Origin of the sequence: Methylotenera versatilis 7 (assembly GCF_000799165.1) — a bacterium.
GTDB lineage: Bacteria > Pseudomonadota > Gammaproteobacteria > Burkholderiales > Methylophilaceae > Methylotenera_A > Methylotenera_A versatilis_A.
In genome coordinates this window covers 1-25,900 of sequence record NZ_JUGF01000002.1, presented here as the reverse complement: position 1 = coordinate 25,900, position 25,900 = coordinate 1, and the positions used below count along the sequence as shown (strand labels likewise).

15 protein-coding genes, 2 tRNA genes and 2 pseudogenes are annotated in these 25,900 nt (G+C 50.1%); 17 read left to right on the top strand and 2 right to left on the bottom strand.

Going from position 1 to position 25,900, the window contains the following annotated elements:
- Nucleotides 1-20 precede the first annotated feature (20 nt).
- From K370_RS04055 to K370_RS04045, 3 genes are all read left to right on the top strand, one after another.
- Nucleotides 21-410 (top strand): hypothetical protein, encoded by a 390-nt coding sequence (locus tag K370_RS04055; RefSeq protein ID WP_047541607.1) that lies wholly within the window; start codon nucleotides 21-23, stop codon nucleotides 408-410.
- 105 nt (nucleotides 411-515) lie between these two features.
- Nucleotides 516-3,107 (top strand): bifunctional aconitate hydratase 2/2-methylisocitrate dehydratase, encoded by a 2,592-nt coding sequence (gene acnB, locus K370_RS04050; RefSeq protein ID WP_052185170.1) that lies wholly within the window; start codon nucleotides 516-518, stop codon nucleotides 3,105-3,107.
- Between the two features lie 30 nt (nucleotides 3,108-3,137).
- Nucleotides 3,138-4,205, top strand: a complete 1,068-nt coding sequence (locus tag K370_RS04045) for a DUF2914 domain-containing protein (RefSeq protein ID WP_047539019.1) — start codon at nucleotides 3,138-3,140, stop codon at nucleotides 4,203-4,205.
- A gap of 55 nt (nucleotides 4,206-4,260) precedes the next feature.
- Here the strand turns inward: K370_RS04045 and K370_RS04040 are convergent, their stop codons facing one another.
- Entirely contained in the window at nucleotides 4,261-4,803 is a 543-nt protein-coding gene (locus tag K370_RS04040; protein ID WP_047539016.1) for a TIGR00645 family protein, read from the bottom strand.
- 66 nt (nucleotides 4,804-4,869) lie between these two features.
- Nucleotides 4,870-5,718 (bottom strand): 23S rRNA (adenine(2030)-N(6))-methyltransferase RlmJ, encoded by an 849-nt coding sequence (locus K370_RS04035; RefSeq protein ID WP_047539013.1) that lies wholly within the window; start codon nucleotides 5,716-5,718, stop codon nucleotides 4,870-4,872.
- A gap of 100 nt (nucleotides 5,719-5,818) precedes the next feature.
- Here K370_RS04035 and K370_RS04030 point away from each other — a divergent pair, with 100 nt between their 5' ends.
- The 14 genes and pseudogenes from K370_RS04030 to K370_RS12350 all read left to right on the top strand — a co-directional run.
- Nucleotides 5,819-6,508, top strand: a complete 690-nt coding sequence (locus K370_RS04030) for a cation diffusion facilitator family transporter (RefSeq protein WP_047541602.1) — start codon at nucleotides 5,819-5,821, stop codon at nucleotides 6,506-6,508.
- A 68-nt stretch (nucleotides 6,509-6,576) separates the two neighbouring features.
- Nucleotides 6,577-6,759, top strand: a complete 183-nt coding sequence (locus K370_RS04025; protein ID WP_047539011.1) for a tautomerase family protein — start codon at nucleotides 6,577-6,579, stop codon at nucleotides 6,757-6,759.
- An 81-nt stretch (nucleotides 6,760-6,840) separates the two neighbouring features.
- Nucleotides 6,841-8,640 (top strand): excinuclease ABC subunit UvrC, encoded by a 1,800-nt coding sequence (uvrC, locus tag K370_RS04020; protein ID WP_047539005.1) that lies wholly within the window; start codon nucleotides 6,841-6,843, stop codon nucleotides 8,638-8,640.
- Nucleotides 8,641-8,679: 39 nt separating this feature from the next.
- Nucleotides 8,680-9,282 carry a CDP-diacylglycerol--glycerol-3-phosphate 3-phosphatidyltransferase gene (gene pgsA / locus K370_RS04015; RefSeq protein ID WP_047539002.1) on the top strand — a complete coding sequence of 201 codons (603 nt, stop codon included), beginning with the start codon at nucleotides 8,680-8,682 and terminating at the stop codon, nucleotides 9,280-9,282.
- A gap of 101 nt (nucleotides 9,283-9,383) precedes the next feature.
- Nucleotides 9,384-9,459 (top strand) — tRNA-Gly (locus tag K370_RS04010).
- Nucleotides 9,460-9,593: 134 nt separating this feature from the next.
- Nucleotides 9,594-9,667, top strand: a tRNA-Cys gene (locus tag K370_RS04005).
- Nucleotides 9,668-9,983: 316 nt separating this feature from the next.
- A complete protein-coding gene (locus tag K370_RS04000) occupies nucleotides 9,984-10,343 on the top strand; it encodes a hypothetical protein (protein ID WP_047539000.1) in 360 nt (119 codons plus the stop codon).
- Between the two features lie 234 nt (nucleotides 10,344-10,577).
- The gene (locus K370_RS03995; RefSeq protein ID WP_081977156.1) at nucleotides 10,578-12,821 is read left to right on the top strand and encodes a type I secretion system permease/ATPase; all 2,244 of its coding nucleotides are present in this window, start codon (nucleotides 10,578-10,580) and stop codon (nucleotides 12,819-12,821) included.
- Between the two features lie 83 nt (nucleotides 12,822-12,904).
- Complete coding sequence (locus K370_RS03990) at nucleotides 12,905-14,317, top strand: HlyD family type I secretion periplasmic adaptor subunit (protein WP_047538997.1); 1,413 nt, start codon at nucleotides 12,905-12,907, stop codon at nucleotides 14,315-14,317.
- A 7-nt stretch (nucleotides 14,318-14,324) separates the two neighbouring features.
- Nucleotides 14,325-14,945 (top strand): helix-turn-helix transcriptional regulator, encoded by a 621-nt coding sequence (locus K370_RS03985; RefSeq protein WP_047538992.1) that lies wholly within the window; start codon nucleotides 14,325-14,327, stop codon nucleotides 14,943-14,945.
- A gap of 158 nt (nucleotides 14,946-15,103) precedes the next feature.
- The gene (locus tag K370_RS12060) at nucleotides 15,104-19,987 is read left to right on the top strand and encodes a beta strand repeat-containing protein (RefSeq protein ID WP_081977155.1); all 4,884 of its coding nucleotides are present in this window, start codon (nucleotides 15,104-15,106) and stop codon (nucleotides 19,985-19,987) included.
- Nucleotides 19,900-24,489 carry a beta strand repeat-containing protein gene (locus tag K370_RS12195; protein ID WP_152603138.1) on the top strand — a complete coding sequence of 1,530 codons (4,590 nt, stop codon included), beginning with the start codon at nucleotides 19,900-19,902 and terminating at the stop codon, nucleotides 24,487-24,489. The genes K370_RS12060 and K370_RS12195 overlap by 88 nt, the downstream gene beginning before the upstream one ends.
- Before the next feature lie 105 nt (nucleotides 24,490-24,594).
- Nucleotides 24,595-24,822 (top strand): annotated as a pseudogene (locus tag K370_RS12250) (VCBS domain-containing protein); the annotation flags it as partial.
- A pseudogene (locus tag K370_RS12350) lies at nucleotides 24,776-25,900 on the top strand (VCBS domain-containing protein); the annotation flags it as partial. The pseudogenes K370_RS12250 and K370_RS12350, both read left to right, overlap by 47 nt.

Genomic DNA, 25,900 nt, shown 5'->3' with positions numbered 1-25,900 from the left:
CAATGATGAGTGAGCATAAAATGACGATAGCTAAAGTGTGGGTCAGGTTGTTGCAAGCTATAACCGTTGTTTGCTTGTTGTTTGTTGCTACCGCTGCAAGTGCGGTTGAGCTGGCGGTGAATGCAGGTGCTGCCAGTGTAGCGAGCGCTATTGCAGAGGCTCCAAGTGTATTGGATTATTTAACCGACAAAGACGAAAAATACATTGGGCCAAGCGTTGAAGACAATATATTGACGATGGACAGCGATAAAAATGGCTTTGCCGACGTGTTTGAAGTGCGGGCTTTTTTAGCGTCAATACACGGTAAAGATTACCAAAAAGATTTATTAGACAAATGGGAAGCATCTGCCAGCGGCAAAAGCTGTAGCACCCCGTTTGCTAAAGAGCTATACACAGACAAAACTTACTAGCTTAAATTTTTAGCGTTTTTACACTAAGATTTTACAAGTGTGAAACGACTGTAGGTTTGCGCTGGTTTATAATACGATCATTGACTAAAACGAGCCTTAAATCATATGTTAAAAGCCTATCAAGCGCATGCACAAGAACGTGCGGCCATTCAACTTCCACCATTACCATTATCCGCAGAGCAAGTCGCTGCACTGGTTGAACTACTTAAAAATCCTGCTAAAGCCGACGAAGCTTTGTTGCTGGATTTGCTTGAGAATCAAACGCCGGCCGGTGTCGATACTGCAGCTTATGTAAAAGCGGCTTTTTTGGCGGATATCGCCAAAGGTGCTGCAACATCACCTTTAATCACGCCTGAGAAAGCCGTGCAATTGCTTGGTACGATGCTGGGTGGTTATAACGTGCAGGCGCTGGTTGAGCTACTTAGTACTCCTATGGCCGCGCATGCAGTGACTGCTTTAAGCAATACCATTTTAATGTTTGATGCGTTTCATGATGTTGATGTGTTGATGAAAAATGGCAATGCGCACGCTAAAAAACTGATGGAGAGTTGGGCCAATGCCGAATGGTTTACCAGCAAGCCAGTGTTGGCAAATCAACTAAAAATGGTAGTTTTTAAAGTCAATGGCGAAACCAATACCGATGATTTAAGCCCAGCACAGGATGCCTGGAGCCGCCCGGATATTCCTTTGCACGCCAAAGCCATGCTAGTGAATAAAATGCCAGATGGCTTGAAAAAGATTGAAAACTTAAAACAAAAAGGTTTGCCGCTGGTTTATGTAGGTGATGTGGTTGGTACGGGTTCTTCACGCAAATCAGCGATTAACTCTGTGCAATGGTTTATGGGGAACGATATTCCGAATATCCCGAACAAGCGCACAGGCGGCGTGATTTTAGGTGCAAAAATCGCCCCAATCTTCTTTAATACTGCAGAAGATTCTGGCGCGTTGCCAATCCAGTGCGATGTATCAAAAATGCAAACTGGCGATGAAATCACTATTTTCCCATATGAAGGCAAGGTTCTGAATGAAACAGGCGAAGTGATTTCTACGTTTGAATTGAGTCCAGTCACGCTGCCGGATGAAGTGCGTGCAGGCGGTCGTATCCCATTGATTATTGGTCGTGGTTTAACTGCCAATGCACGTAAGGCTTTAAATCTGCCAGAGACCGATATTTTTATTAAAGCAACGCCTGCGGTTATTTCGACTAAAGGGTATACACTGGCGCAAAAAATGGTCGGTCGTGCTTGCGGTTTGCCGGAAGGTGTTGGCGTACGCCCAAATACTTATTGCGAGCCGAAAGCGACTACTGTGGGTTCACAGGATACGACTGGCGGCATGACGCGCGATGAGCTAAAAGAATTAGCCTGTTTGGGTTTTAGCAGCGATTTGGTGATGCAAAGTTTTTGCCATACCGCAGCATATCCAAAACCAGTGGATATCAAACTGCAACATAGCCTGCCAGAATTTATGAGTAGCCGTGGTGGCGTTTCGTTGCGTCCGGGCGACGGCGTCATCCATTCATGGTTAAACCGTTTGATTCTGCCTGATACCGTTGGTACAGGCGGTGATTCACATACGCGCTTCCCCATCGGTATTTCATTCCCTGCTGGTTCAGGTTTGGTTGCATTTGCTGCTGCCACAGGCGCGATGCCGCTGGATATGCCGGAATCAGTATTGGTACGCTTTAAAGGTGAGATGCAGCCTGGTATTACCTTGCGCGATTTGGTGAATGCGATCCCGTATGCGGCAATACAAGAAGGCACATTAACGGTTGGCAAAACCAATAAACAGAATGTATTTAATGGTCGTATTTTAGAAATTGAAGGCTTGCCCGATTTAAAAGTAGAGCAAGCGTTTGAATTTGCCGATGCGTCTGCAGAGCGTTCTGCTAATGGCTGTACCGTTTTATTATCTGAAGCGCCTGTGATTGAGTTTTTAAAATCCAATATCGTGCTGATGCAAAATATGATTGAAAACGGCTACGAAGATGCTCGCACCTTGCAACGCCGTATTGAGAATATGCAGGCTTGGCTGGCAAAACCGAACTTGTTGCAGCCAGATGCAGATGCGGAGTATGCGCATGTGATTGAAATTGATTTAGCCACGATTACAGAGCCGTTAGTGGCTTGTCCAAATGATCCTGATGATATTAAGCCAATGTCAGCGGTGGTAGGCGATAAAATCGACGAAGTGTTTATTGGTAGCTGCATGACTAATATCGGCCATTATCGCGCCGCTGCAAAAGTGCTGGAAGGCACAGGCAACATTCCAACCCGTTTATGGATTGCGCCCCCGACGCGTATGGATGAAGCGCAATTACGAGATGAGGGTGTTTACTCTACGTTTGGCATTGCTGGGGCGCGTACTGAAGTGCCTGGTTGCAGCCTGTGCATGGGCAACCAAGCGCGCGTGGCAGATAAAGCAACGGTATTTTCAACCTCTACACGCAACTTTGATAACCGCATGGGTCGCGATGCCCGTGTTTACTTGGGTTCGGCAGAGTTGGCCGCTGTATGCGCCAAATTAGGCCGCATGCCAAGCCATGCTGAATATATGGAAACCATAGGCAGTAAGTTGCAAAATACGACCGAAATCTATAAATATTTAAATTTCGATCAAATGACCGAATACAAGGCAGCATTAGATACATTGAGTAGCGGCAAAAAAGTGATTCCGATTGCCGAAGTTGCAATTTAAGTCGCTATTTAAATTTAAGTTGCCGTTCAATTGCTAGAACGCGTCAAGCAAGCATCAAAAACCGTTGGCAGTTACCTGCCAGCGGTTTTCTTTTTTGCGGGATTTATTTGGGACGCACTCACAATAGGCCGCAATGTATCCGCTACTGATTTAATCATTTTTGCAGGCTATTTATTGGCCGCGGGTTTGATTCTGTTTTTCATCAGTCGCCCCAGTTTTATTCTGGCAGATGAAGCTAATCTGCCTTCGCGTTTATATGCAATCGTCACTTCGCGCGCGCCGTATTTTTTGCTGCAATTTTTATTTGGCAGCTTGTTAAGCGCGCTGTTTATTTTATATTTTAAAAGTTCTAGCCATTGGCTGGCTTGGCTGATGTCTTTACTGCTGGCTAGTTTATTGATTGCCAATGAGTTTCTGGAAAATCATTATCGACGCTTTACCATCAGTTGGGCATTGTTTGGCTTATGCGCCATGCTGTTGTTTAACTTTGCGTTGCCGTTTTTACTGGGCAGCGTACTCAGTATTTGGTTTTATTTAAGTACCTTATTAGGCGCGGTTTTTGCCTATTGGCTGTACACAAAAACGCCGGACAATATAGGCAGCATCTGGCCTGTTTCGATCATTGCGGGTTTGTTGATGCTGGCATATGCTGCTGATATGATACCGCCAGTGCCGCTAGTAAAGCGCGATATTGCTATGGCTTATGCCATCGAAAAAGTGAATGGAAAGTATCAGTTAAGTCAGCAAAAATCTTCATGGTGGAAGTTTTGGCGTAAAACCAGTGACGATTTACAAGTGACAAGTGGGCAAAGAGTATATTGTTTTTCAACGATTTTTGCGCCGGCAGGTTTAAAAACCAAGCTATTTCACGATTGGCAACGCCATACAAAACAAGGTTGGGTTTTACAGTCGCGTGCGAGTTTTATTGTGAGTGGTGGCCGTTATAACGGGTTCAGAGGATATACGTATAAAAGCGATCCAGCTGTGGGTGATTGGCGTGTGGTTATTAAAACCGAGAATGAAAAAACCATTGCGGTGCATAATTTCTCGGTGAGCTTAAATGCGGAAAACACCGCAACTATTCAGCGTTTATATTAATCATTGCGGGCTGATTTGATTGCGGCCTGCAATGATTAAATTTGTTTGGTATTTTTTAATGCTGAGTATCGTTATGTGTCATTAATTTATCGATATAAGCAATCGCAACTGCTGAGAACACAAAGGTCATGTGAATAATGGTTTGCCACATCAATACTTTATCGGTCAAATTTTCGGCATTAATAAACGTTTTAAGCAGATGAATCGATGAAATGCCGATAATTGCAGTAGCCAGTTTTACTTTGAGCAGATTGGCGTTGACATGCGATAGCCAATCAGGCTCGTCAGGATGCCCACTCAAGTTTAGACGCGATACAAAGGTTTCATAGCCGCCCACAATCACCATAATCAGCAAGTTAGAAATCATCACCACATCAATTAAACCCAATACAATCAACATGATGTCTGCTTCTTTTAGGTTGGGCACTTTTTCTACTAAGTGAGTTAGCTCAACGCCAAAGTGAAATACATAGACCGCTTGCGCTATGATTAAACCCAAATAAAGTGGCAATTGTAACCAGCGGCTGCCAAATAAGATATTCGACATAATATTGCCTTGCTTGTATTCGCCGGGAGTAGGTTTGGTTTTGGTTTGCATAAATTTCTCTGGGTTAATCTTAAAATAATAAAAAAGTCAGACTTAAATTGAAGGCCGTATTTTACCTTATGTCATGTGGCTTGTGAGTTGATAATTCGCAGCTTCATCTAAGCTTAACAATTCGGTCAAGATTGGCATGGATTCGTTTAGTAACGCTGGTAAAACATAGGGTGGGTTGATGATAAATACGCTGCTGCCGTGCATACCGTAACCGTTTTCGCTGGGCGATTGTACGGTTAAGCTAATATTCAGCCAGTTTTTAGGGTTAAGTTTTTGTAAGTTTTGCAGCATTTGTTGTGGTTCTGGCCGCTGCAACAACGGATACCAAATCATATAAGTGCCAGTGGCGAAACGTTTTAAGCTATCTTTAATACAATCAACCACCAGTACGTAATCGTCTTTAACTTCATAAGGTGGATCAATTAATACCACTGCGCGTCGCGGTGGAGGTGGTAAACAGGCTTTAATGCCATCAAAGCCGTTTTGCTGGGCGACTTTGGTTTGCCTGCTTTTGGCGTTGATAAAATTTTCAAGCAACAGTTGATAGTCTTTTGGATGCAATTCAAATAAGCGCATTTTGTCGTCGGCACGCAAAAAACGTTCTGCAATCTTGGGTGAACCTGGATAAAAATCCAGTAATTTTTTTTCGTTAAATGATTGAATGTTATCAACAAAGTGACTTAATGTCGGTGACAATCTTTGTGCATCGATTAATCGTGCAATACCCGTCTCGAATTCACCATTTTTCTGAGAAAACGCATCTTTTAATGCATAGAAACCTGCGCCTGCGTGCGTATCAATGTACCAATATGGCGTAGGTTTTTGATTGAAGTAATCCAATACAAGGCTCAAAACATAATGTTTCAATACATCGGCATGGTTGCCTGCATGAAAGGCGTGGCGGTAACTTAACATATCAAAATGGTCGAATATTGCATGGCAAAATTATAGAGGCAAAGCCGTGATTTCTTGTATGATTCATAAAATATTTAAGCAATTAATCAAAGGTGATCACTTGAGTAAACCGCAACCAGAAGACGACAATCACTCTCACGGCAATCCATTCGCCGTTCCGTTTTTTTTAATTTTAGGTTTTGCCGTTATTGAATTTGCAGGCGGTATCTGGACGCAATCATTAGCGCTTTTGGGCGATGCATGGCATATGTTTTCAGATGTGTTCGCGCTCGCACTGGCTTGGTATGCGTCAACACAAGCACAAAAAAAACCGTTAATAAAACATGCTTCTGGGCAAAGTCAGATTGAGATTCGCGCATCTATTATTAATGTGGCATTGATGTTCGTCGTTGTCGCCTGGATTATTTTTGAGGCGATTCAGCGCTTAAAGAATCCACTCAATATTACTGGCGGATATGTCATGCTGATTGCGTTTATTGGTTTGGTGGTGAATGTGATTGTTGCGCAGCGTTTACATCACCAAGCGCATCATCATGGCGGTAAAGATAATCTGAATCATCGTGCCGCGTTGTTGCACGTACTGGGCGACTTATTGGGTTCGGTTGCTGCATTGCTGGCTGGTGCCGTGATTTACTTCACTGGCTGGCTGGCAGCCGATCCTCTTTTATCGTTATTTATTTCTGCATTGATTTTAGTGGTGACATTGAAGCTGGCGAATGATATTCGTCTTGCTTTGAAAGACGGTACCAATAAAAAGTCACTATTAAATTCGGCACATAAACATGATTAGGCGGTCTAAGCTCTCACATCATGAAAGTTTTATGTCGTGAATGTTCATTAAGTTAAAGGAGTGTTTGAATGCCATACGTCAATATCAAATTAGCAGGCGAAGTTAGCCGCGAACAAAAAGCGCAAATTGCCAAAGAAATCACCGAAACTTTAGAGCGCGTTGCGCATAAACCAAAATCTTATACGTATATTACGTTTGAGGAAGTACCCTATGAAGATTGGTCAATTGGTGGGAAGTTGCTAAGCGATTAGATTTCGTGACGCTGTGACAGCTAAGTCGCGCACCTTCGTGCTGCAACCGAAAAGTAATGTATGTGGTGCTAAAATAATGAAATGTTCGATCCAAAGCCTACCCTAAAAAATCTCCCCAATCTGCCTGGCGTTTATCGCATGATTAACGTTGCAGATGAGGTGATTTATGTCGGCAAAGCTAAAGACATTAAAAAGCGGGTTTCTAGCTATTTTAATAAAAATCTGGCCAGCCCGCGCACCCGCATGATGGTGAGTAATATCGTCAAGATAGAAACGACGGTAACAAGAAGCGAAGCAGAAGCCTTGCTGCTGGAAAATAATCTCATCAAAGGCTTGATGCCGCGTTACAACGTGTTGTTTCGTGACGATAAATCGTACCCTTACATTACGCTCACAGGCGACAAATTTTCGCGTTTGGCTTTTCATCGCGGTGCGCAGCGAAAAGGCAGTCGTTATTTCGGGCCTTTCCCAAATTCAGTCGCCGTTCGCGAAAGTATTCAACTGTTGCAAAAAGTGTTTAAGCTGCGTACTTGCGAGAATACTGTATTTGCCAATCGCAGTCGCCCTTGTTTGCAATACCAAATTGAGCGTTGCACCGCACCTTGTGTGGATTACATTTCGGCCGAGGATTATGCGCATGATGTGAATCACGCCGCATTGTTTTTGGAAGGCAAAACCAGTGAGGTAATGGATGCCTTGGGCGATAAAATGAATACTGCCGCGGCGAATCAGGAATATGAAATGGCGGTGGTATTTCGTGATCGCATGCAGGCTCTGCGCCAAGTGCAGGCCAAACAGTTTGTCAGCGACTTTAGTGTTTCCGATGCCGATGTGATTGCTTGTGCGAATATTCAAGGTCAGCATTGCATTAACTTGGTGATGATTCGCGGCGGACGGCATTTAGGCGATAAAAGCTTTATGCCAAAAAATGCCCAAGATGCGGATTTAGTGGAAACGGTAGAGGCGTTTTTAACTCAACATTACGTGGCACAAAACACACCGCCAATGATTGTGTGCGGAGTGGAAGTCGATACCAAAACATTTGAGCAGGCTTTCAGTGAGCAGTCTGAGCGCAAAATAAAAATCATCACCAATGCTATTGGTGATAAACGCGTATGGTTAAAAATGGCACAAACCAACGCGGAACTGGCATTGACACAAAAGCAAGCAGCAGCAAGCAACCAAGAGGCGCGTTTGATCGCATTGCGAGAGGCGTTGAATCTGCCGGAATCAACAGAACGCATCGAGTGTTTTGACATCAGCCATACGATGGGTGAGGCCACAGTGGGTAGCTGTGTGGTGTTTGATAAAGGTAATTTACAAAATAGTGAATATCGCCGCTATAACGTCACTGGTATTACGCCTGGCGATGATTATGCGGCGATGCGTGATGTGCTCACGCGCCGCTACAAAAAAGTGGCGGCAGGCGAAGGTGTGCGACCTGACTTGGTATTTATTGATGGCGGCAAAGGCCAACTAGGCATTGCCATTGAAGTGATGCAGGAAGTCGGGCTGGCAGATATATTATTGGTGGGTATTGCCAAAGGCGAAGAGCGCAAGCCAGGTTTGGAAACAATGATATTTTCTGACACAGGTGAAATGCTGAATCTGGAAAAAGACAATCAAGGCTTGCATTTGCTGCAACAAATTCGCGATGAAGCGCATCGTTTTGCGATTACGGGTCATCGTGCCAAACGTGCGAAAGCGCGCATCACTTCAAGCTTGGAAGATATTGAAGGGGTTGGTGCGAAACGCCGTAAAGCATTGTTAATGCGTTTTGGTGGATTAGACGGTGTGAAAAGTGCTAGTATGGACGAAATTGCGCAAGTCGAAGGTATTAGCCAACTGCTTGCTGAAAAAATTTACGAACAACTTCATTAACCAAAAATTATATTAAAAATAAAGTGTTATAAAAATCCTATGTTGTGGAACGTCCCCAATATTTTAACCGTGTTGCGCATCGCGCTAATTCCTGTATTCGTGGGGATTTTTTATTTACCAAACGACCAAGCCAGCTTGGCAGCGATTCCTGCACATTGGGTTAATGTCACCGCGGCATGGGTGTTTGCCCTTGCTGCATTTACCGATTGGCTAGATGGTTTTTGGGCGCGTAAATTTAATCAGGCATCTAACTTTGGCGCATTCCTAGATCCTGTGGCCGATAAGTTAATGGTAGCCGCAGCTTTGATTGTGTTGGTCGAGTTTGAACGTATCGGCGCGGTAATTGCTTTAATTATCATCGGACGTGAAATTGCGATTAGTGCATTGCGTGAATGGATGGCAGGTGCTGGTAGTAGAGGAAATGTAGCTGTCGCCAGTATTGGTAAAATAAAAACTGCCGCACAAATGCTGGCGATATTTTTATTACTTTATTATGACAGTTTAAATTTAGGGTTTTTAGGGCATTTTAATACCAAATTTGTAGGACAAATATTGATTATATTTGCGGCTTTTTTAACATTATTATCAATGGCTTATTATATAAAAGCGGCATGGCCGCAACTTAAAGAGTCTATTCATTAGATTTTTTAATCGAAAAATAATCGCTTAAATTAATAATAAAATAGTCATTTGAGTGTTGACGTAGGGCTGAAAACCGCTATAATGCTGGCTGTCTTAACGACGCGGGAATAGCTCAGCTGGTAGAGCGATACCTTGCCAAGGTATAGGTCGCGAGTTCGAGTCTCGTTTCCCGCTCCAAATAATAACTGAATACGGCGAATGCATGCATGCTTTCGCCGTTTTGGTTTCAAGCATTGGTTTTTTGGTTTATTAAGTATTTAAATAAACCAAGTATTTTACTTAATCAAGTCACTATAAAGTGAAATACTAATGGCGCGATAGCAAAGCGGTTATGCCGCGGCCTGCAAAGCCGTTTAGGCCGGTTCGACTCCGGCTCGCGCCTCCATCCTCAAGTTTGTTTAGCAACGTTATATTAATAACGTCTCAACTTTCAAAAGTATCTGGGTTAAGTCTTCGTATAGAGGTCGCTATAAAGAGTTAGAGATTAGCTCTATCACTGGGCCTCGTGGAAGCGTGAGGTCTTTGCCTTTATCTCAACGCCTATCAAAATCCTTGACTGCTCAATAGCCAGCGTAACTGCCGGTTTTTTGTATGTATAAATGTTTAATGATATAAATTGGGTTGGCGAGCAATTCTCATTTTATTTAGATTAAGTTGCTTGCTTTATCTAACGTAGAAATTTTTATGAGAGGCTTACTATCATGACAATTGAAACAAAAGATTTATTTCAAACTGCGATTGCACTTTCAGTTTACATTTCAGCGGTTAGACTTTATGCCGAGGCACAAATAAATAACGATCAGGTTAAATCTGAAAAAAAGGAAGTAATTAAAGTGTTATTATTTTTAATAACAATTCCAGATATATTAATGATAGTTACATCATTGGGGGCGTTGCATGCCCTAATATTTGATCTCGAAATTAATCGTATATTTATAAGTACTTTTATTGCCGGCGTAATTACTTTAGTTGTCCTGCATGTAATAGAGTGGTCTAGAAATATTAGGAGATTTTTTTCGCTAGAAGGAAAGTGCTCTGCTTTAAGTAAATATTTAAAATAAATTGATTAACCTGCTTCGGCAGGTTTTTTATTTGCCCCAAAACACTGAATATACACACAATAAAACTTAATTTGGGGCTATAAATTATATTTTTAATTTAATGGTCTGCATTCTAATGTATTAAATTTGCCATACACGTTGCATATTAAGCAACTAATTAACGATTAGTGCAATTGTAGTATTCGGAAAATATTGATACATTGCTTTAAATATATAATTTAACAGGTTGAAGTGATGAGTCTAGACAATAAAAGTCAGGACGCAAAAAATCCAAATAGCCCACAAAGCATTTCGGAAAAGCTAGTTAGCGTTAAAGATTCTACCCACTTAAATTTAGATGCTTTGATACAAGGGCAGGTTAGTGGCAATGATTCATTACTTAGTTGCTTGTTACTTGCCTGTCGAGCACATCAAATTGCAACGACCAAAGATGCTTTAATCGCTGGGTTGCCGTTGCGTAACGGGAAAATGACGCCTGCCTTATTTAAACGTGCAGCAGAGCGTGCTAATTTAGCCGTCACTATTCTTAAAAAACCCATTGATCAAATTCGCGCTGAATTTTTACCTGTTACACTTTTATTGCAGAACGATGAAGCTTGCAACTTAGTTAGTTTTGATACAAAAACTAATCAAGCATGCGTAATTTACCCCGAGCTTGGCGATGCGGAAGTGCTGGTAACTTTAGATGAAGTTGCTGCTCAATATTCTGGATATTGCATTGTCACTAAACCTAAATATGTGTTTGATAAACGCGCACCAATTGTCGGCGCGGTGCGTTTAAGGCACTGGTTTTGGGGTGCTTTAGCTGAAAATAAACGTATTTACCGTGATGTGATGGTGGCGGCTTTTGTGGTAAACATGTTTGCATTAGCCATGCCGCTTTTTACCATGAATGTATATGATCGTGTCGTACCCAATCGCTCAGTAGAGACATTGTGGGTGTTGGCAATTGGCGTTTCCGTTATTGTTATTGGTGATTTTATCCTGCGCACTATGCGTGCTTACTTTTTAGATTGGGCCAGTACGCGCATCGATATCAAGCTAAGTGCGCGCATTATGGAGCAGGTACTTGGTTTGCGTATGGAACAACGACCTAATTCTGTCGGCTCTTTTGCCAGCAATTTACGTTCGTTTGAAAGCGTACGTGACTTTATTACTTCCGCCACTATTACCACTTTAATTGATGTACCTTTCGGTATTATTTTTATTTTCGTCATGGCATGGATAGCTCCGTTAATGGCGATCCCAGTGATTGTTGGCGCAATCGTGATGTTGATTTATGCTTTTAGTGTACAAAGCAAAATGCACGCGCTTTCAGAAACCATGTACCGTGCAAGTGCTTTGCGTAATGCTACTTTGATTGAAAGCTTAGTGGGCTTAGAAACCATAAAAGCGCTCGGTGTAGAAGGCGGCATGCAGCGTAAATGGGAGCATAGTGCGACATACCTGACAGAAGTCGGCAGCAAGTTACGTTTGCTGGCATCTTCGATTCATAATGGTTCTAATGCCATCCAGCAATTAATCACCATCAGCTTGATATTATTGGGTGTGTATTTAGTGACTAGTGGCGATTTAACCATGGGCGGTTTAATCGCATCCACCATGCTGGCTTCGCGGGCATTGGTACCGATTTCACAAACAGCAGGCTTGCTCACGCAGTATCATACGGCGTCTACTTCGCTACAGTCGTTAGACGAGATTATGAATAAGCCAGTGGAACGTCCGCAAGACTCCAGTTTTTTATCACGACCAAGTTTCAGGGGTGATATTGAATTTAGAGAAGTGAGTTTTGATTATCCAGGTGCTGAAGATAGTGCGCTCACTAAGGTATCATTCAAAATAAAGGCCGGTGAGCGGGTGGCTTTATTGGGGCGTATGGGATCTGGCAAAACGACGATTCATAAGTTAATCCTTGGTTTGTATCAGCCAACAGAAGGCGCTATTTTGATTGATGGTATTGATGCGCGACAAATTGATCCAGCTGAATTGCGTCGTTGCGTGGGCTATGTGCAGCAAGAAACGCATTTGTTTTATGGCACTATGCGTGATAATTTGACCGTAACCATGCCGCATGCCGATGATGCCGTAGTTCTAGCTGCGGCGCATGCGGGTGGTATCGATGAGTTTATTAACGCACATCCCAAAGGCTTTGATTTAAATGTGGGTGAGCGCGGTGAAACGCTTTCTGGCGGGCAAAAACAAGGCGTTGGTATTGCGCGTGCGCTAATCGGTAAGCCATCTATTATTTTGCTGGATGAGCCAACCAGTGCGATGGATCATTCAGCAGAAGATGCCGTTAAGAAGCGCTTGATGGAAGCGTCTGTGGGTAAAACATTATTGTTGATTTCACACCGTACAGGTTTATTCGATTTGGCTGATCGCATTATTGTGATTGACTCTGGCCGTGTCGTAGCCGATGGTGCCAAAGCCCAAATCATCGAAGCGCTACGTGCAGGTAAGATTGGTAAGGCCCTTTAGCATGAAAAATATGACACTCAAAAAAGTCTTAAGTATTACCTTTCTAAATCCTTTACCTAAAAACCAGCATCCGGGATGATTGAATGAGTCAGGGATTATTCAAAGTCATCAGTGCCTTTAATACGTTTTTAAACAAACAGTCATGGATAACTGCGCCTGTATATTGGATAGTTAATCGTGTCGTGCCAACAGAAACGCGTGATAATTTAGTTTGGGATGAAGAGGCTGAATTAGCGATTTTGGAACAGGCGCCACTTAAAGCAAGAAAGCTACTCTATGGTATTTTAGTCATTATGCTGGTGGTCATTACTTGGGCGTTTTTTGCCAAAGTGGATGAAGTAACGCGGGGCGAGGGTAGGGTGATTCCTTCACGCCAAGTGCAAGTGGTTCAATCTCTGGATGGCGGCATAGTGTCGGAAATTTTAGTAAGAGAAGGTGACTTAGTGAAAGCTGGTATGCCCCTTATTAAAATCGATGAAACACGTGCAGTGTCATCTTTGCGCGAGAATAAAAGTCAGTTTTTAGCACTATTGGCCAAACAAGCGCGATTAATGGCATTGGCAGAAGGGGTTGCTTTTAATCCGCCACCAGAAGTTAAGGCGCAAGACCCACAAGTTTATGAGCAGGAAAAGGCTTTATATAATGCAAGTCAAGCTGAGTTAAGTTCTCTTGTTAATATTGCGCGTGATCAAATGACGCAGCGCGAAAAAGAGCTAATAGAAGTACAGTATAAGCGTGAAATTGCTGAAAAAACCTATGAGTCAGCTGCAAAGGAGCTGGCGGCAAATAGGCCGTTATTAGCCAGCGGCGCAGTATCGGAAATTGATATTTTAAAGTTAGAGCGTGAAGCAACGCGGGCACGTGGTGAAATTGATCAAGCGGGTGCGCAAAGTAGCCGTATTCAAGTATCTATTTCTGAAGCCAGACGCAAGATAACAGAAGCAGAGCAAAGCTTTCGCAGTAAGGTACGCACAGAGTTGAATGAAACAAGTGCCAAGCTGAACAGCATTACGGAAACTGGCGTTGGCTTAACCGATAGGGTAAAGCAAGCTACATTGAAGTCGCCTGTTAATGGCAGGGTGAGTCGATTATTTTATAACACGGTCGGCGGAGTGATTCAGCCGGGTAAAGAAGTGCTGGAGGTTGTACCTAGTGATGACGCATTGGTGCTGGAAACTAAAGTGCAAATTAAAGATATTGCCTTTTTACGACCTAACCAAGCTGCAATTGTTAAACTGACTGCTTATGATTACACGGTTTATGGCACGCTGGATGCGAAAGTGGAAAGTATTGCTGCCAATTCAACAGTAGATGAAAAAGGTAATGCCTATTATGTGGTGCGCGTGCGTACTGCACAGGCCAGTTTGGGTAAGGATCTGCCGATCATTCCGGGTATGATTGCACAAGTGGATATCTTGACCGGTAAAAAAACGATTCTTTCTTATTTACTTAAGCCCGTACTTAAAGCCAAATCGTACGCCTTTACAGAAAGATAAGGCGTTTATGCAGGATATTTTTATCTCACCCTTCAGTACGGGTTTGCATGGCTGGGTAGAGGCTTTCCCTAAAGCGAGAATTACCGATTTTTTAATGCCTGCTAAAGTGCAAACAAACGAGGCCATTATATTTTGGCTGCACATGAATCCAGACAGGCAAGAATGGTTGGCGAATACTATTACACTTATTCAGCAAAATTATACGCAGGCAAAAATAGTCGTGCTCACGAATTCGCCTAATCAAGCAGAAGCATTACATGCCATGAGCCTTGGTGCGGTTGCTTATTCGCATGCCTATAGTCCTGCTAATGTTTTGGCTGAAATCAAAACGGTAATTAGTCATGGCGGTGTGTGGATGGGACAGGATTTACTCAAGCGACTAATTGAAGTCTCGAGCACTTTAGCGGGAAATCAAAACGCACAGGTGACCCAGCATTTGAGCTTGCTGACGAATCGCGAAAAACAGGTGGCGATTGAGGCGGCGAAAGGTTTAAGTAATAAAGAAATCGCGCGTATTCTGGCGATTACAGAGCGCACGGTTAAAGCACACTTGTCAGCTGCTTTTGAGCGATTAGGTGCAAAAGATCGTTTACATCTGGCATTAATGCTCAATAAAAATCAAAAATAAAGTTAATTTTTTACTTGATTTTAAGATATTAATCTTAAAATATATCTAGCTTTTCCCTGCCCTTATTGTCCTTTAGGCCAATGTTTTTCTTGTGCTCATTGCTGTTTAATTCAACTATCTAAAAAAGTAATCTACTTTTTATATTTGAGAGAAATAACATGGCAACAATTGGCACCGTAGTACTACTCACAGGTTCAGCAATTATCGTAGACGCCACAGGCGCGCAACGCATATTAAATTTGGGTGATTCTATCCAGTCTGGTGATAGCATCGTGGCTCCAACTGGCACGATAGTTGAGTTGCAGCTTGTTAATGGCAACGTTGTGCAAATCGGGTCCGAGCAAACTGTCACATTTACACAAGAGCTAAGTGACGCCATTTTATATAACATCGTTGATCCTGCTGATAAGACGGTTTCTCAAGCCACCATTCAAAGTTTGATTCAAGCGATTCAAACTGGTGACAATATTGATGACATTGTTGCAGCACTTACCAATGAACGCAGTGATGTTAACGATGGTGTAAATGCAGGCTCGCAACAAGGTCATGCTTTTGTTGATTTGTTGCGCATCGATGATGTGTTAAATAAATTTAACTATAGCTACGAGGTCGCGAGTCGTGAATATTTAGATGGCAGCCGTTTAATTCAAGACCGTGAAGTGCAATTAAGTGATGGTCTAAGTAATACGATTAATTTGCCGCGTATTGATCACGATTTAAATGTATTTGGTTTTGATTATAGAACACCAAATTCAGAGTTTGAAAGTCGTCGTTATGACACGATTCGCCAAAGTAACGACCCCGATTACCTTGTGTCTGCGGCCAGGCCGCCAGCAGTTAATCCACCTAGCAATATTTCACCTACCGCAAGTTTTAGCAGTGCATCTGGTGTCGAAGATACAACAAATGCCACACTTAACTTAGCAGGCAACGACCCAGATGGCTCAATTGTCAGCGTCACCGTTACGGCTTTGCCACCAACAACGCAAGGTATATTGTATCTGGCAGATGGGGTTACGACAGTAGTCGCAGGTACGCCACTAACACCTACACAAGCAACGGGTTTAATTTTTATTCCAGCATTGAATTTTAATGGCAGTGTAAATGTGCCATTCGTTGTGACAGATAATGATGGTGCGACATCTGATCCTGTAACTGCACAAGTTACAATTACTCCAGTCAATGATGCGGCCGTCATCACTGGCAGCAGTACCGCCGACCTGACCGAGACCAATGCCGTACAAAGCACTGGCGGCACACTCACGGCGACCGACGTGGACAGCGCCGCGACCTTCGTGGCGCAGACCAACGTGGCCGGTTCCAACGGCTACGGCAAGTTCAGCATCAACGCCGCCGGCGTGTGGACCTACACCATGGATACCGCCCACAATGAATTCGTTGGCGGCACCAGCTACACCGACAGCATTACGGTGGCGACAGCCGACGGCACCACGCAAGTGATCACCGTCACCATCCTTGGCACCAACGATGCGGCGGTACTGGGCAGCGCCACGGTTAACCTCACCGAAACCAATGCCGTGCTCAGCACCAATGGCACACTCAGCATCAGCGACGTGGACAGCCCAGCCACCTTTGTGGCCCAAACCGCCACTGCTGGCACCTACGGCAGCTTCAGCATCAACGCGGCAGGCGCCTGGACCTATGTTGCCAGCAGCGCGCACAATGAATTCGTCGCTGGCACCACCTATACGGACACCTTTACGGTGACCAGTAGCGACGGCACCACCACCAGCGTCACCGTCACCATCCTTGGCACCAATGATGCGGCCGTCATCACTGGCAGCAGTACCGCCGACCTGACCGAGACCAATGCCGTACAAAGCACTGGCGGCACACTCACGGCGACCGACGTGGACAGCGCCGCGACCTTCGTGGCGCAGACCAACGTGGCCGGTTCCAACGGCTACGGCAAGTTCAGCATCAACGCCGCCGGCGTGTGGACCTACACCATGGATACCGCCCACAATGAATTCGTTGGCGGCACCAGCTACACCGACAGCATTACGGTGGCGACAGCCGACGGCACCACGCAAGTGATCACCGTCACCATCCTTGGCACCAACGATGCGGCGGTACTGGGCAGCGCCACGGTTAACCTCACCGAAACCAATGCCGTGCTCAGCACCAATGGCACACTCAGCATCAGCGACGTGGACAGCCCAGCCACCTTTGTGGCCCAAACCGCCACTGCTGGCACCTACGGCAGCTTCAGCATCAACGCGGCAGGCGCCTGGACCTATGTTGCCAGCAGCGCGCACAATGAATTCGTCGCTGGCACCACCTATACGGACACCTTTACGGTGACCAGTAGCGACGGCACCACCACCAGCGTCACCGTCACCATCCTTGGCACCAATGATGCGGCCGTCATCACTGGCAGCAGTACCGCCGACCTGACCGAGACCAATGCCGTACAAAGCACTGGCGGCACACTCACGGCGACCGACGTGGACAGCGCCGCGACCTTCGTGGCGCAGACCAACGTGGCCGGTTCCAACGGCTACGGCAAGTTCAGCATCAACGCCGCCGGCGTGTGGACCTACACCATGGATACCGCCCACAATGAATTCGTTGGCGGCACCAGCTACACCGACAGCATTACGGTGGCGACAGCCGACGGCACCACGCAAGTGATCACCGTCACCATCCTTGGCACCAACGATGCGGCGGTACTGGGCAGCGCCACGGTTAACCTCACCGAAACCAATGCCGTGCTCAGCACCAATGGCACACTCAGCATCAGCGACGTGGACAGCCCAGCCACCTTTGTGGCCCAAACCGCCACTGCTGGCACCTACGGCAGCTTCAGCATCAACGCGGCAGGCGCCTGGACCTATGTTGCCAGCAGCGCGCACAATGAATTCGTCGCTGGCACCACCTATACGGACACCTTTACGGTGACCAGTAGCGACGGCACCACCACCAGCGTCACCGTCACCATCCTTGGCACCAATGATGCGGCCGTCATCACTGGCAGCAGTACCGCCGACCTGACCGAGACCAATGCCGTACAAAGCACTGGCGGCACACTCACGGCGACCGACGTGGACAGCGCCGCGACCTTCGTGGCGCAGACCAACGTGGCCGGTTCCAACGGCTACGGCAAGTTCAGCATCAACGCCGCCGGCGTGTGGACCTACACCATGGATACCGCCCACAATGAATTCGTTGGCGGCACCAGCTACACCGACAGCATTACGGTGGCGACAGCCGACGGCACCACGCAAGTGATCACCGTCACCATCCTTGGCACCAACGATGCGGCGGTACTGGGCAGCGCCACGGTTAACCTCACCGAAACCAATGCCGTGCTCAGCACCAATGGCACACTCAGCATCAGCGACGTGGACAGCCCAGCCACCTTTGTGGCCCAAACCGCCACTGCTGGCACCTACGGCAGCTTCAGCATCAACGCGGCAGGCGCCTGGACCTATGTTGCCAGCAGCGCGCACAATGAATTCGTCGCTGGCACCACCTATACGGACACCTTTACGGTGACCAGTAGCGACGGCACCACCACCAGCGTCACCGTCACCATCCTTGGCACCAATGATGCGGCCGTCATCACTGGCAGCAGTACCGCCGACCTGACCGAGACCAATGCCGTACAAAGCACTGGCGGCACACTCACGGCGACCGACGTGGACAGCGCCGCGACCTTCGTGGCGCAGACCAACGTGGCCGGTTCCAACGGCTACGGCAAGTTCAGCATCAACGCCGCCGGCGTGTGGACCTACACCATGGATACCGCCCACAATGAATTCGTTGGCGGCACCAGCTACACCGACAGCATTACGGTGGCGACAGCCGACGGCACCACGCAAGTGATCACCGTCACCATCCTTGGCACCAACGATGCGGCGGTACTGGGCAGCGCCACGGTTAACCTCACCGAAACCAATGCCGTGCTCAGCACCAATGGCACACTCAGCATCAGCGACGTGGACAGCCCAGCCACCTTTGTGGCCCAAACCGCCACTGCTGGCACCTACGGCAGCTTCAGCATCAACGCGGCAGGCGCCTGGACCTATGTTGCCAGCAGCGCGCACAATGAATTCGTCGCTGGCACCACCTATACGGACACCTTTACGGTGACCAGTAGCGACGGCACCACCACCAGCGTCACCGTCACCATCCTTGGCACCAATGATGCGGCCGTCATCACTGGCAGCAGTACCGCCGACCTGACCGAGACCAATGCCGTACAAAGCACTGGCGGCACACTCACGGCGACCGACGTGGACAGCGCCGCGACCTTCGTGGCGCAGACCAACGTGGCCGGTTCCAACGGCTACGGCAAGTTCAGCATCAACGCCGCCGGCGTGTGGACCTACACCATGGATACCGCCCACAATGAATTCGTTGGCGGCACCAGCTACACCGACAGCATTACGGTGGCGACAGCCGACGGCACCACGCAAGTGATCACCGTCACCATCCTTGGCACCAACGATGCGGCGGTACTGGGCAGCGCCACGGTTAACCTCACCGAAACCAATGCCGTGCTCAGCACCAATGGCACACTCAGCATCAGCGACGTGGACAGCCCAGCCACCTTTGTGGCCCAAACCGCCACTGCTGGCACCTACGGCAGCTTCAGCATCAACGCGGCAGGCGCCTGGACCTATGTTGCCAGCAGCGCGCACAATGAATTCGTCGCTGGCACCACCTATACGGACACCTTTACGGTGACCAGTAGCGACGGCACCACCACCAGCGTCACCGTCACCATCCTTGGCACCAATGATGCGGCCGTCATCACTGGCAGCAGTACCGCCGACCTGACCGAGACCAATGCCGTACAAAGCACTGGCGGCACACTCACGGCGACCGACGTGGACAGCGCCGCGACCTTCGTGGCGCAGACCAACGTGGCCGGTTCCAACGGCTACGGCAAGTTCAGCATCAACGCCGCCGCGTGTGGACCTACACCATGGATACCGCCCACAATGAATTCGTTGGCGGCACCAGCTACACCGACAGCATTACGGTGGCGACAGCCGACGGCACCACGCAAGTGATCACCGTCACCATCCTTGGCACCAACGATGCGGCGGTACTGGGCAGCGCCACGGTTAACCTCACCGAAACCAATGCCGTGCTCAGCACCAATGGCACACTCAGCATCAGCGACGTGGACAGCCCAGCCACCTTTGTGGCCCAAACCGCCACTGCTGGCACCTACGGCAGCTTCAGCATCAACGCGGCAGGCGCCTGGACCTATGTTGCCAGCAGCGCGCACAATGAATTCGTCGCTGGCACCACCTATACGGACACCTTTACGGTGACCAGTAGCGACGGCACCACCACCAGCGTCACCGTCACCATCCTTGGCACCAATGATGCGGCCGTCATCACTGGCAGCAGTACCGCCGACCTGACCGAGACCAATGCCGTACAAAGCACTGGCGGCACACTCACGGCGACCGACGTGGACAGCGCCGCGACCTTCGTGGCGCAGACCAACGTGGCCGGTTCCAACGGCTACGGCAAGTTCAGCATCAACGCCGCCGGCGTGTGGACCTACACCATGGATACCGCCCACAATGAATTCGTTGGCGGCACCAGCTACACCGACAGCATTACGGTGGCGACAGCCGACGGCACCACGCAAGTGATCACCGTCACCATCCTTGGCACCAACGATGCGGCGGTACTGGGCAGCGCCACGGTTAACCTCACCGAAACCAATGCCGTGCTCAGCACCAATGGCACACTCAGCATCAGCGACGTGGACAGCCCAGCCACCTTTGTGGCCCAAACCGCCACTGCTGGCACCTACGGCAGCTTCAGCATCAACGCGGCAGGCGCCTGGACCTATGTTGCCAGCAGCGCGCACAATGAATTCGTCGCTGGCACCACCTATACGGACACCTTTACGGTGACCAGTAGCGACGGCACCACCACCAGCGTCACCGTCACCATCCTTGGCACCAATGATGCGGCCGTCATCACTGGCAGCAGTACCGCCGACCTGACCGAGACCAATGCCGTACAAAGCACTGGCGGCACACTCACGGCGACCGACGTGGACAGCGCCGCGACCTTCGTGGCGCAGACCAACGTGGCCGGTTCCAACGGCTACGGCAAGTTCAGCATCAACGCCGCCGGCGTGTGGACCTACACCATGGATACCGCCCACAATGAATTCGTTGGCGGCACCAGCTACACCGACAGCATTACGGTGGCGACAGCCGACGGCACCACGCAAGTGATCACCGTCACCATCCTTGGCACCAACGATGCGGCGGTACTGGGCAGCGCCACGGTTAACCTCACCGAAACCAATGCCGTGCTCAGCACCAATGGCACACTCAGCATCAGCGACGTGGACAGCCCAGCCACCTTTGTGGCCCAAACCGCCACTGCTGGCACCTACGGCAGCTTCAGCATCAACGCGGCAGGCGCCTGGACCTATGTTGCCAGCAGCGCGCACAATGAATTCGTCGCTGGCACCACCTATACGGACACCTTTACGGTGACCAGTAGCGACGGCACCACCACCAGCGTCACCGTCACCATCCTTGGCACCAATGATGCGGCCGTCATCACTGGCAGCAGTACCGCCGACCTGACCGAGACCAATGCCGTACAAAGCACTGGCGGCACACTCACGGCGACCGACGTGGACAGCGCCGCGACCTTCGTGGCGCAGACCAACGTGGCCGGTTCCAACGGCTACGGCAAGTTCAGCATCAACGCCGCCGGCGTGTGGACCTACACCATGGATACCGCCCACAATGAATTCGTTGGCGGCACCAGCTACACCGACAGCATTACGGTGGCGACAGCCGACGGCACCACGCAAGTGATCACCGTCACCATCCTTGGCACCAACGATGCGGCGGTACTGGGCAGCGCCACGGTTAACCTCACCGAAACCAATGCCGTGCTCAGCACCAATGGCACACTCAGCATCAGCGACGTGGACAGCCCAGCCACCTTTGTGGCCCAAACCGCCACTGCTGGCACCTACGGCAGCTTCAGCATCAACGCGGCAGGCGCCTGGACCTATGTTGCCAGCAGCGCGCACAATGAATTCGTCGCTGGCACCACCTATACGGACACCTTTACGGTGACCAGTAGCGACGGCACCACCACCAGCGTCACCGTCACCATCCTTGGCACCAATGATGCGGCCGTCATCACTGGCAGCAGTACCGCCGACCTGACCGAGACCAATGCCGTACAAAGCACTGGCGGCACACTCACGGCGACCGACGTGGACAGCGCCGCGACCTTCGTGGCGCAGACCAACGTGGCCGGTTCCAACGGCTACGGCAAGTTCAGCATCAACGCCGCCGGCGTGTGGACCTACACCATGGATACCGCCCACAATGAATTCGTTGGCGGCACCAGCTACACCGACAGCATTACGGTGGCGACAGCCGACGGCACCACGCAAGTGATCACCGTCACCATCCTTGGCACCAACGATGCGGCGGTACTGGGCAGCGCCACGGTTAACCTCACCGAAACCAATGCCGTGCTCAGCACCAATGGCACACTCAGCATCAGCGACGTGGACAGCCCAGCCACCTTTGTGGCCCAAACCGCCACTGCTGGCACCTACGGCAGCTTCAGCATCAACGCGGCAGGCGCCTGGACCTATGTTGCCAGCAGCGCGCACAATGAATTCGTCGCTGGCACCACCTATACGGACACCTTTACGGTGACCAGTAGCGACGGCACCACCACCAGCGTCACCGTCACCATCCTTGGCACCAATGATGCGGCCGTCATCACTGGCAGCAGTACCGCCGACCTGACCGAGACCAATGCCGTACAAAGCACTGGCGGCACACTCACGGCGACCGACGTGGACAGCGCCGCGACCTTCGTGGCGCAGACCAACGTGGCCGGTTCCAACGGCTACGGCAAGTTCAGCATCAACGCCGCCGGCGTGTGGACCTACACCATGGATACCGCCCACAATGAATTCGTTGGCGGCACCAGCTACACCGACAGCATTACGGTGGCGACAGCCGACGGCACCACGCAAGTGATCACCGTCACCATCCTTGGCACCAACGATGCGGCGGTACTGGGCAGCGCCACGGTTAACCTCACCGAAACCAATGCCGTGCTCAGCACCAATGGCACACTCAGCATCAGCGACGTGGACAGCCCAGCCACCTTTGTGGCCCAAACCGCCACTGCTGGCACCTACGGCAGCTTCAGCATCAACGCGGCAGGCGCCTGGACCTATGTTGCCAGCAGCGCGCACAATGAATTCGTCGCTGGCACCACCTATACGGACACCTTTACGGTGACCAGTAGCGACGGCACCACCACCAGCGTCACCGTCACCATCCTTGGCACCAATGATGCGGCCGTCATCACTGGCAGCAGTACCGCCGACCTGACCGAGACCAATGCCGTACAAAGCACTGGCGGCACACTCACGGCGACCGACGTGGACAGCGCCGCGACCTTCGTGGCGCAGACCAACGTGGCCGGTTCCAACGGCTACGGCAAGTTCAGCATCAACGCCGCCGGCGTGTGGACCTACACCATGGATACCGCCCACAATGAATTCGTTGGCGGCACCAGCTACACCGACAGCATTACGGTGGCGACAGCCGACGGCACCACGCAAGTGATCACCGTCACCATCCTTGGCACCAACGATGCGGCGGTACTGGGCAGCGCCACGGTTAACCTCACCGAAACCAATGCCGTGCTCAGCACCAATGGCACACTCAGCATCAGCGACGTGGACAGCCCAGCCACCTTTGTGGCCCAAACCGCCACTGCTGGCACCTACGGCAGCTTCAGCATCAACGCGGCAGGCGCCTGGACCTATGTTGCCAGCAGCGCGCACAATGAATTCGTCGCTGGCACCACCTATACGGACACCTTTACGGTGACCAGTAGCGACGGCACCACCACCAGCGTCACCGTCACCATCCTTGGCACCAATGATGCGGCCGTCATCACTGGCAGCAGTACCGCCGACCTGACCGAGACCAATGCCGTACAAAGCACTGGCGGCACACTCACGGCGACCGACGTGGACAGCGCCGCGACCTTCGTGGCGCAGACCAACGTGGCCGGTTCCAACGGCTACGGCAAGTTCAGCATCAACGCCGCCGGCGTGTGGACCTACACCATGGATACCGCCCACAATGAATTCGTTGGCGGCACCAGCTACACCGACAGCATTACGGTGGCGACAGCCGACGGCACCACGCAAGTGATCACCGTCACCATCCTTGGCACCAACGATGCGGCGGTACTGGGCAGCGCCACGGTTAACCTCACCGAAACCAATGCCGTGCTCAGCACCAATGGCACACTCAGCATCAGCGACGTGGACAGCCCAGCCACCTTTGTGGCCCAAACCGCCACTGCTGGCACCTACGGCAGCTTCAGCATCAACGCGGCAGGCGCCTGGACCTATGTTGCCAGCAGCGCGCACAATGAATTCGTCGCTGGCACCACCTATACGGACACCTTTACGGTGACCAGTAGCGACGGCACCACCACCCAGCGTCACCGTCACCATCCTTGGCACCAATGATGCGGCCGTCATCACTGGCAGCAGTACCGCCGACCTGACCGAGACCAATGCCGTACAAAGCACTGGCGGCACACTCACGGCGACCGACGTGGACAGCGCCGCGACTTCGTGGCGCAGACCAACGTGGCCGGTTCCAACGGCTACGGCAAGTTCAGCATCAACGCCGCCGGCGTGTGGACCTACACCATGGATACCGCCCACAATGAATTCGTTGGCGGCACCAGCTACACCGACAGCATTACGGTGGCGACAGCCGACGGCACCACGCAAGTGATTCACCGTCACCATCCTTGGCACCAACGATGCGGCGGTACTGGGCAGCGCCACGGTTAACCTCACCGAAACCAATGCCGTGCTCAGCACCAATGGCACACTCAGCATCAGCGACGTGGACAGCCCAGCCACCTTTGTGGCCCAAACCGCCACTGCTGGCACCTACGGCAGCTTCAGCATCAACCGCGGCAGGCGCCTGGACCTATGTTGCCAGCAGCGCGCACAATGATTCGTCGCTGGCACCACCTATACGGACACCTTTACGGTGACCAGTAGCGACGGCACCACCACCAGCGTCACCGTCACCATCCTTGGCACCAATGATGCGGCCGTCATCACTGGCAGCAGTACCGCCGACCTGACCGAGACCAATGCCGTACAAAGCACTGGCGGCACACTCACGGCGACCGACGTGGACAGCGCCGCGACCTTCGTGGCGCAGACCAACGTGGCCGGTTCCAACGGCTACGGCAAGTTCAGCATCAACGCCGCCGGCGTGTGGACCTACACCATGGATACCGCCCACAATGAATTCGTTGGCGGCACCAGCTACACCGACAGCATTACGGTGGCGACAGCCGACGGCACCACGCAAGTGATCACCGTCACCATCCTTGGCACCAACGATGCGGCGGTACTGGGCAGCGCCACGGTTAACCTCACCGAAACCAATGCCGTGCTCAGCACCAATGGCACACTCAGCATCAGCGACGTGGACAGCCCAGCCACCTTTGTGGCCCAAACCGCCACTGCTGGCACCTACGGCAGCTTCAGCATCAACGCGGCAGGCGCCTGGACCTATGTTGCCAGCAGCGCGCACAATGAATTCGTCGCTGGCACCACCTATACGGACACCTTTACGGTGACCAGTAGCGACGGCACCACCACCAGCGTCACCGTCACCATCCTTGGCACCAATGATGCGGCCGTCATCACTGGCAGCAGTACCGCCGACCTGACCGAGACCAATGCCGTACAAAGCACTGGCGGCACACTCACGGCGACCGACGTGGACAGCGCCGCGACCTTCGTGGCGCAGACCAACGTGGCCGGTTCCAACGGCTACGGCAAGTTCAGCATCAACGCCGCCGGCGTGTGGACCTACACCATGGATACCGCCCACAATGAATTCGTTGGC

Bases quoted from the DNA above. Each gene is read 5' to 3' on its own strand.
- K370_RS03995 (WP_081977156.1), top strand. From the start codon at position 10,578: ATGAGTCTAGACAATAAAAGTCAGGACGCAAAAAATCCAAATAGCCCA.
- uvrC (WP_047539005.1), top strand. From the start codon at position 6,841: ATGTTCGATCCAAAGCCTACCCTAAAAAATCTCCCCAATCTGCCTGGC.
- K370_RS12060 (WP_081977155.1), top strand. From the start codon at position 15,104: ATGGCAACAATTGGCACCGTAGTACTACTCACAGGTTCAGCAATTATC.
- K370_RS03990 (WP_047538997.1), top strand. From the start codon at position 12,905: ATGAGTCAGGGATTATTCAAAGTCATCAGTGCCTTTAATACGTTTTTA.
- K370_RS12195 (WP_152603138.1), top strand. From the start codon at position 19,900: ATGGATACCGCCCACAATGAATTCGTTGGCGGCACCAGCTACACCGAC.
- K370_RS04055 (WP_047541607.1), top strand. From the start codon at position 21: ATGACGATAGCTAAAGTGTGGGTCAGGTTGTTGCAAGCTATAACCGTT.
- K370_RS04000 (WP_047539000.1), top strand. From the start codon at position 9,984: ATGACAATTGAAACAAAAGATTTATTTCAAACTGCGATTGCACTTTCA.
- K370_RS04035 (WP_047539013.1), bottom strand. From the start codon at position 5,718: ATGTTAAGTTACCGCCACGCCTTTCATGCAGGCAACCATGCCGATGTA.
- K370_RS04040 (WP_047539016.1), bottom strand. From the start codon at position 4,803: ATGCAAACCAAAACCAAACCTACTCCCGGCGAATACAAGCAAGGCAAT.
- K370_RS03985 (WP_047538992.1), top strand. From the start codon at position 14,325: ATGCAGGATATTTTTATCTCACCCTTCAGTACGGGTTTGCATGGCTGG.
- pgsA (WP_047539002.1), top strand. From the start codon at position 8,680: ATGTTGTGGAACGTCCCCAATATTTTAACCGTGTTGCGCATCGCGCTA.
- acnB (WP_052185170.1), top strand. From the start codon at position 516: ATGTTAAAAGCCTATCAAGCGCATGCACAAGAACGTGCGGCCATTCAA.
- K370_RS04025 (WP_047539011.1), top strand. From the start codon at position 6,577: ATGCCATACGTCAATATCAAATTAGCAGGCGAAGTTAGCCGCGAACAA.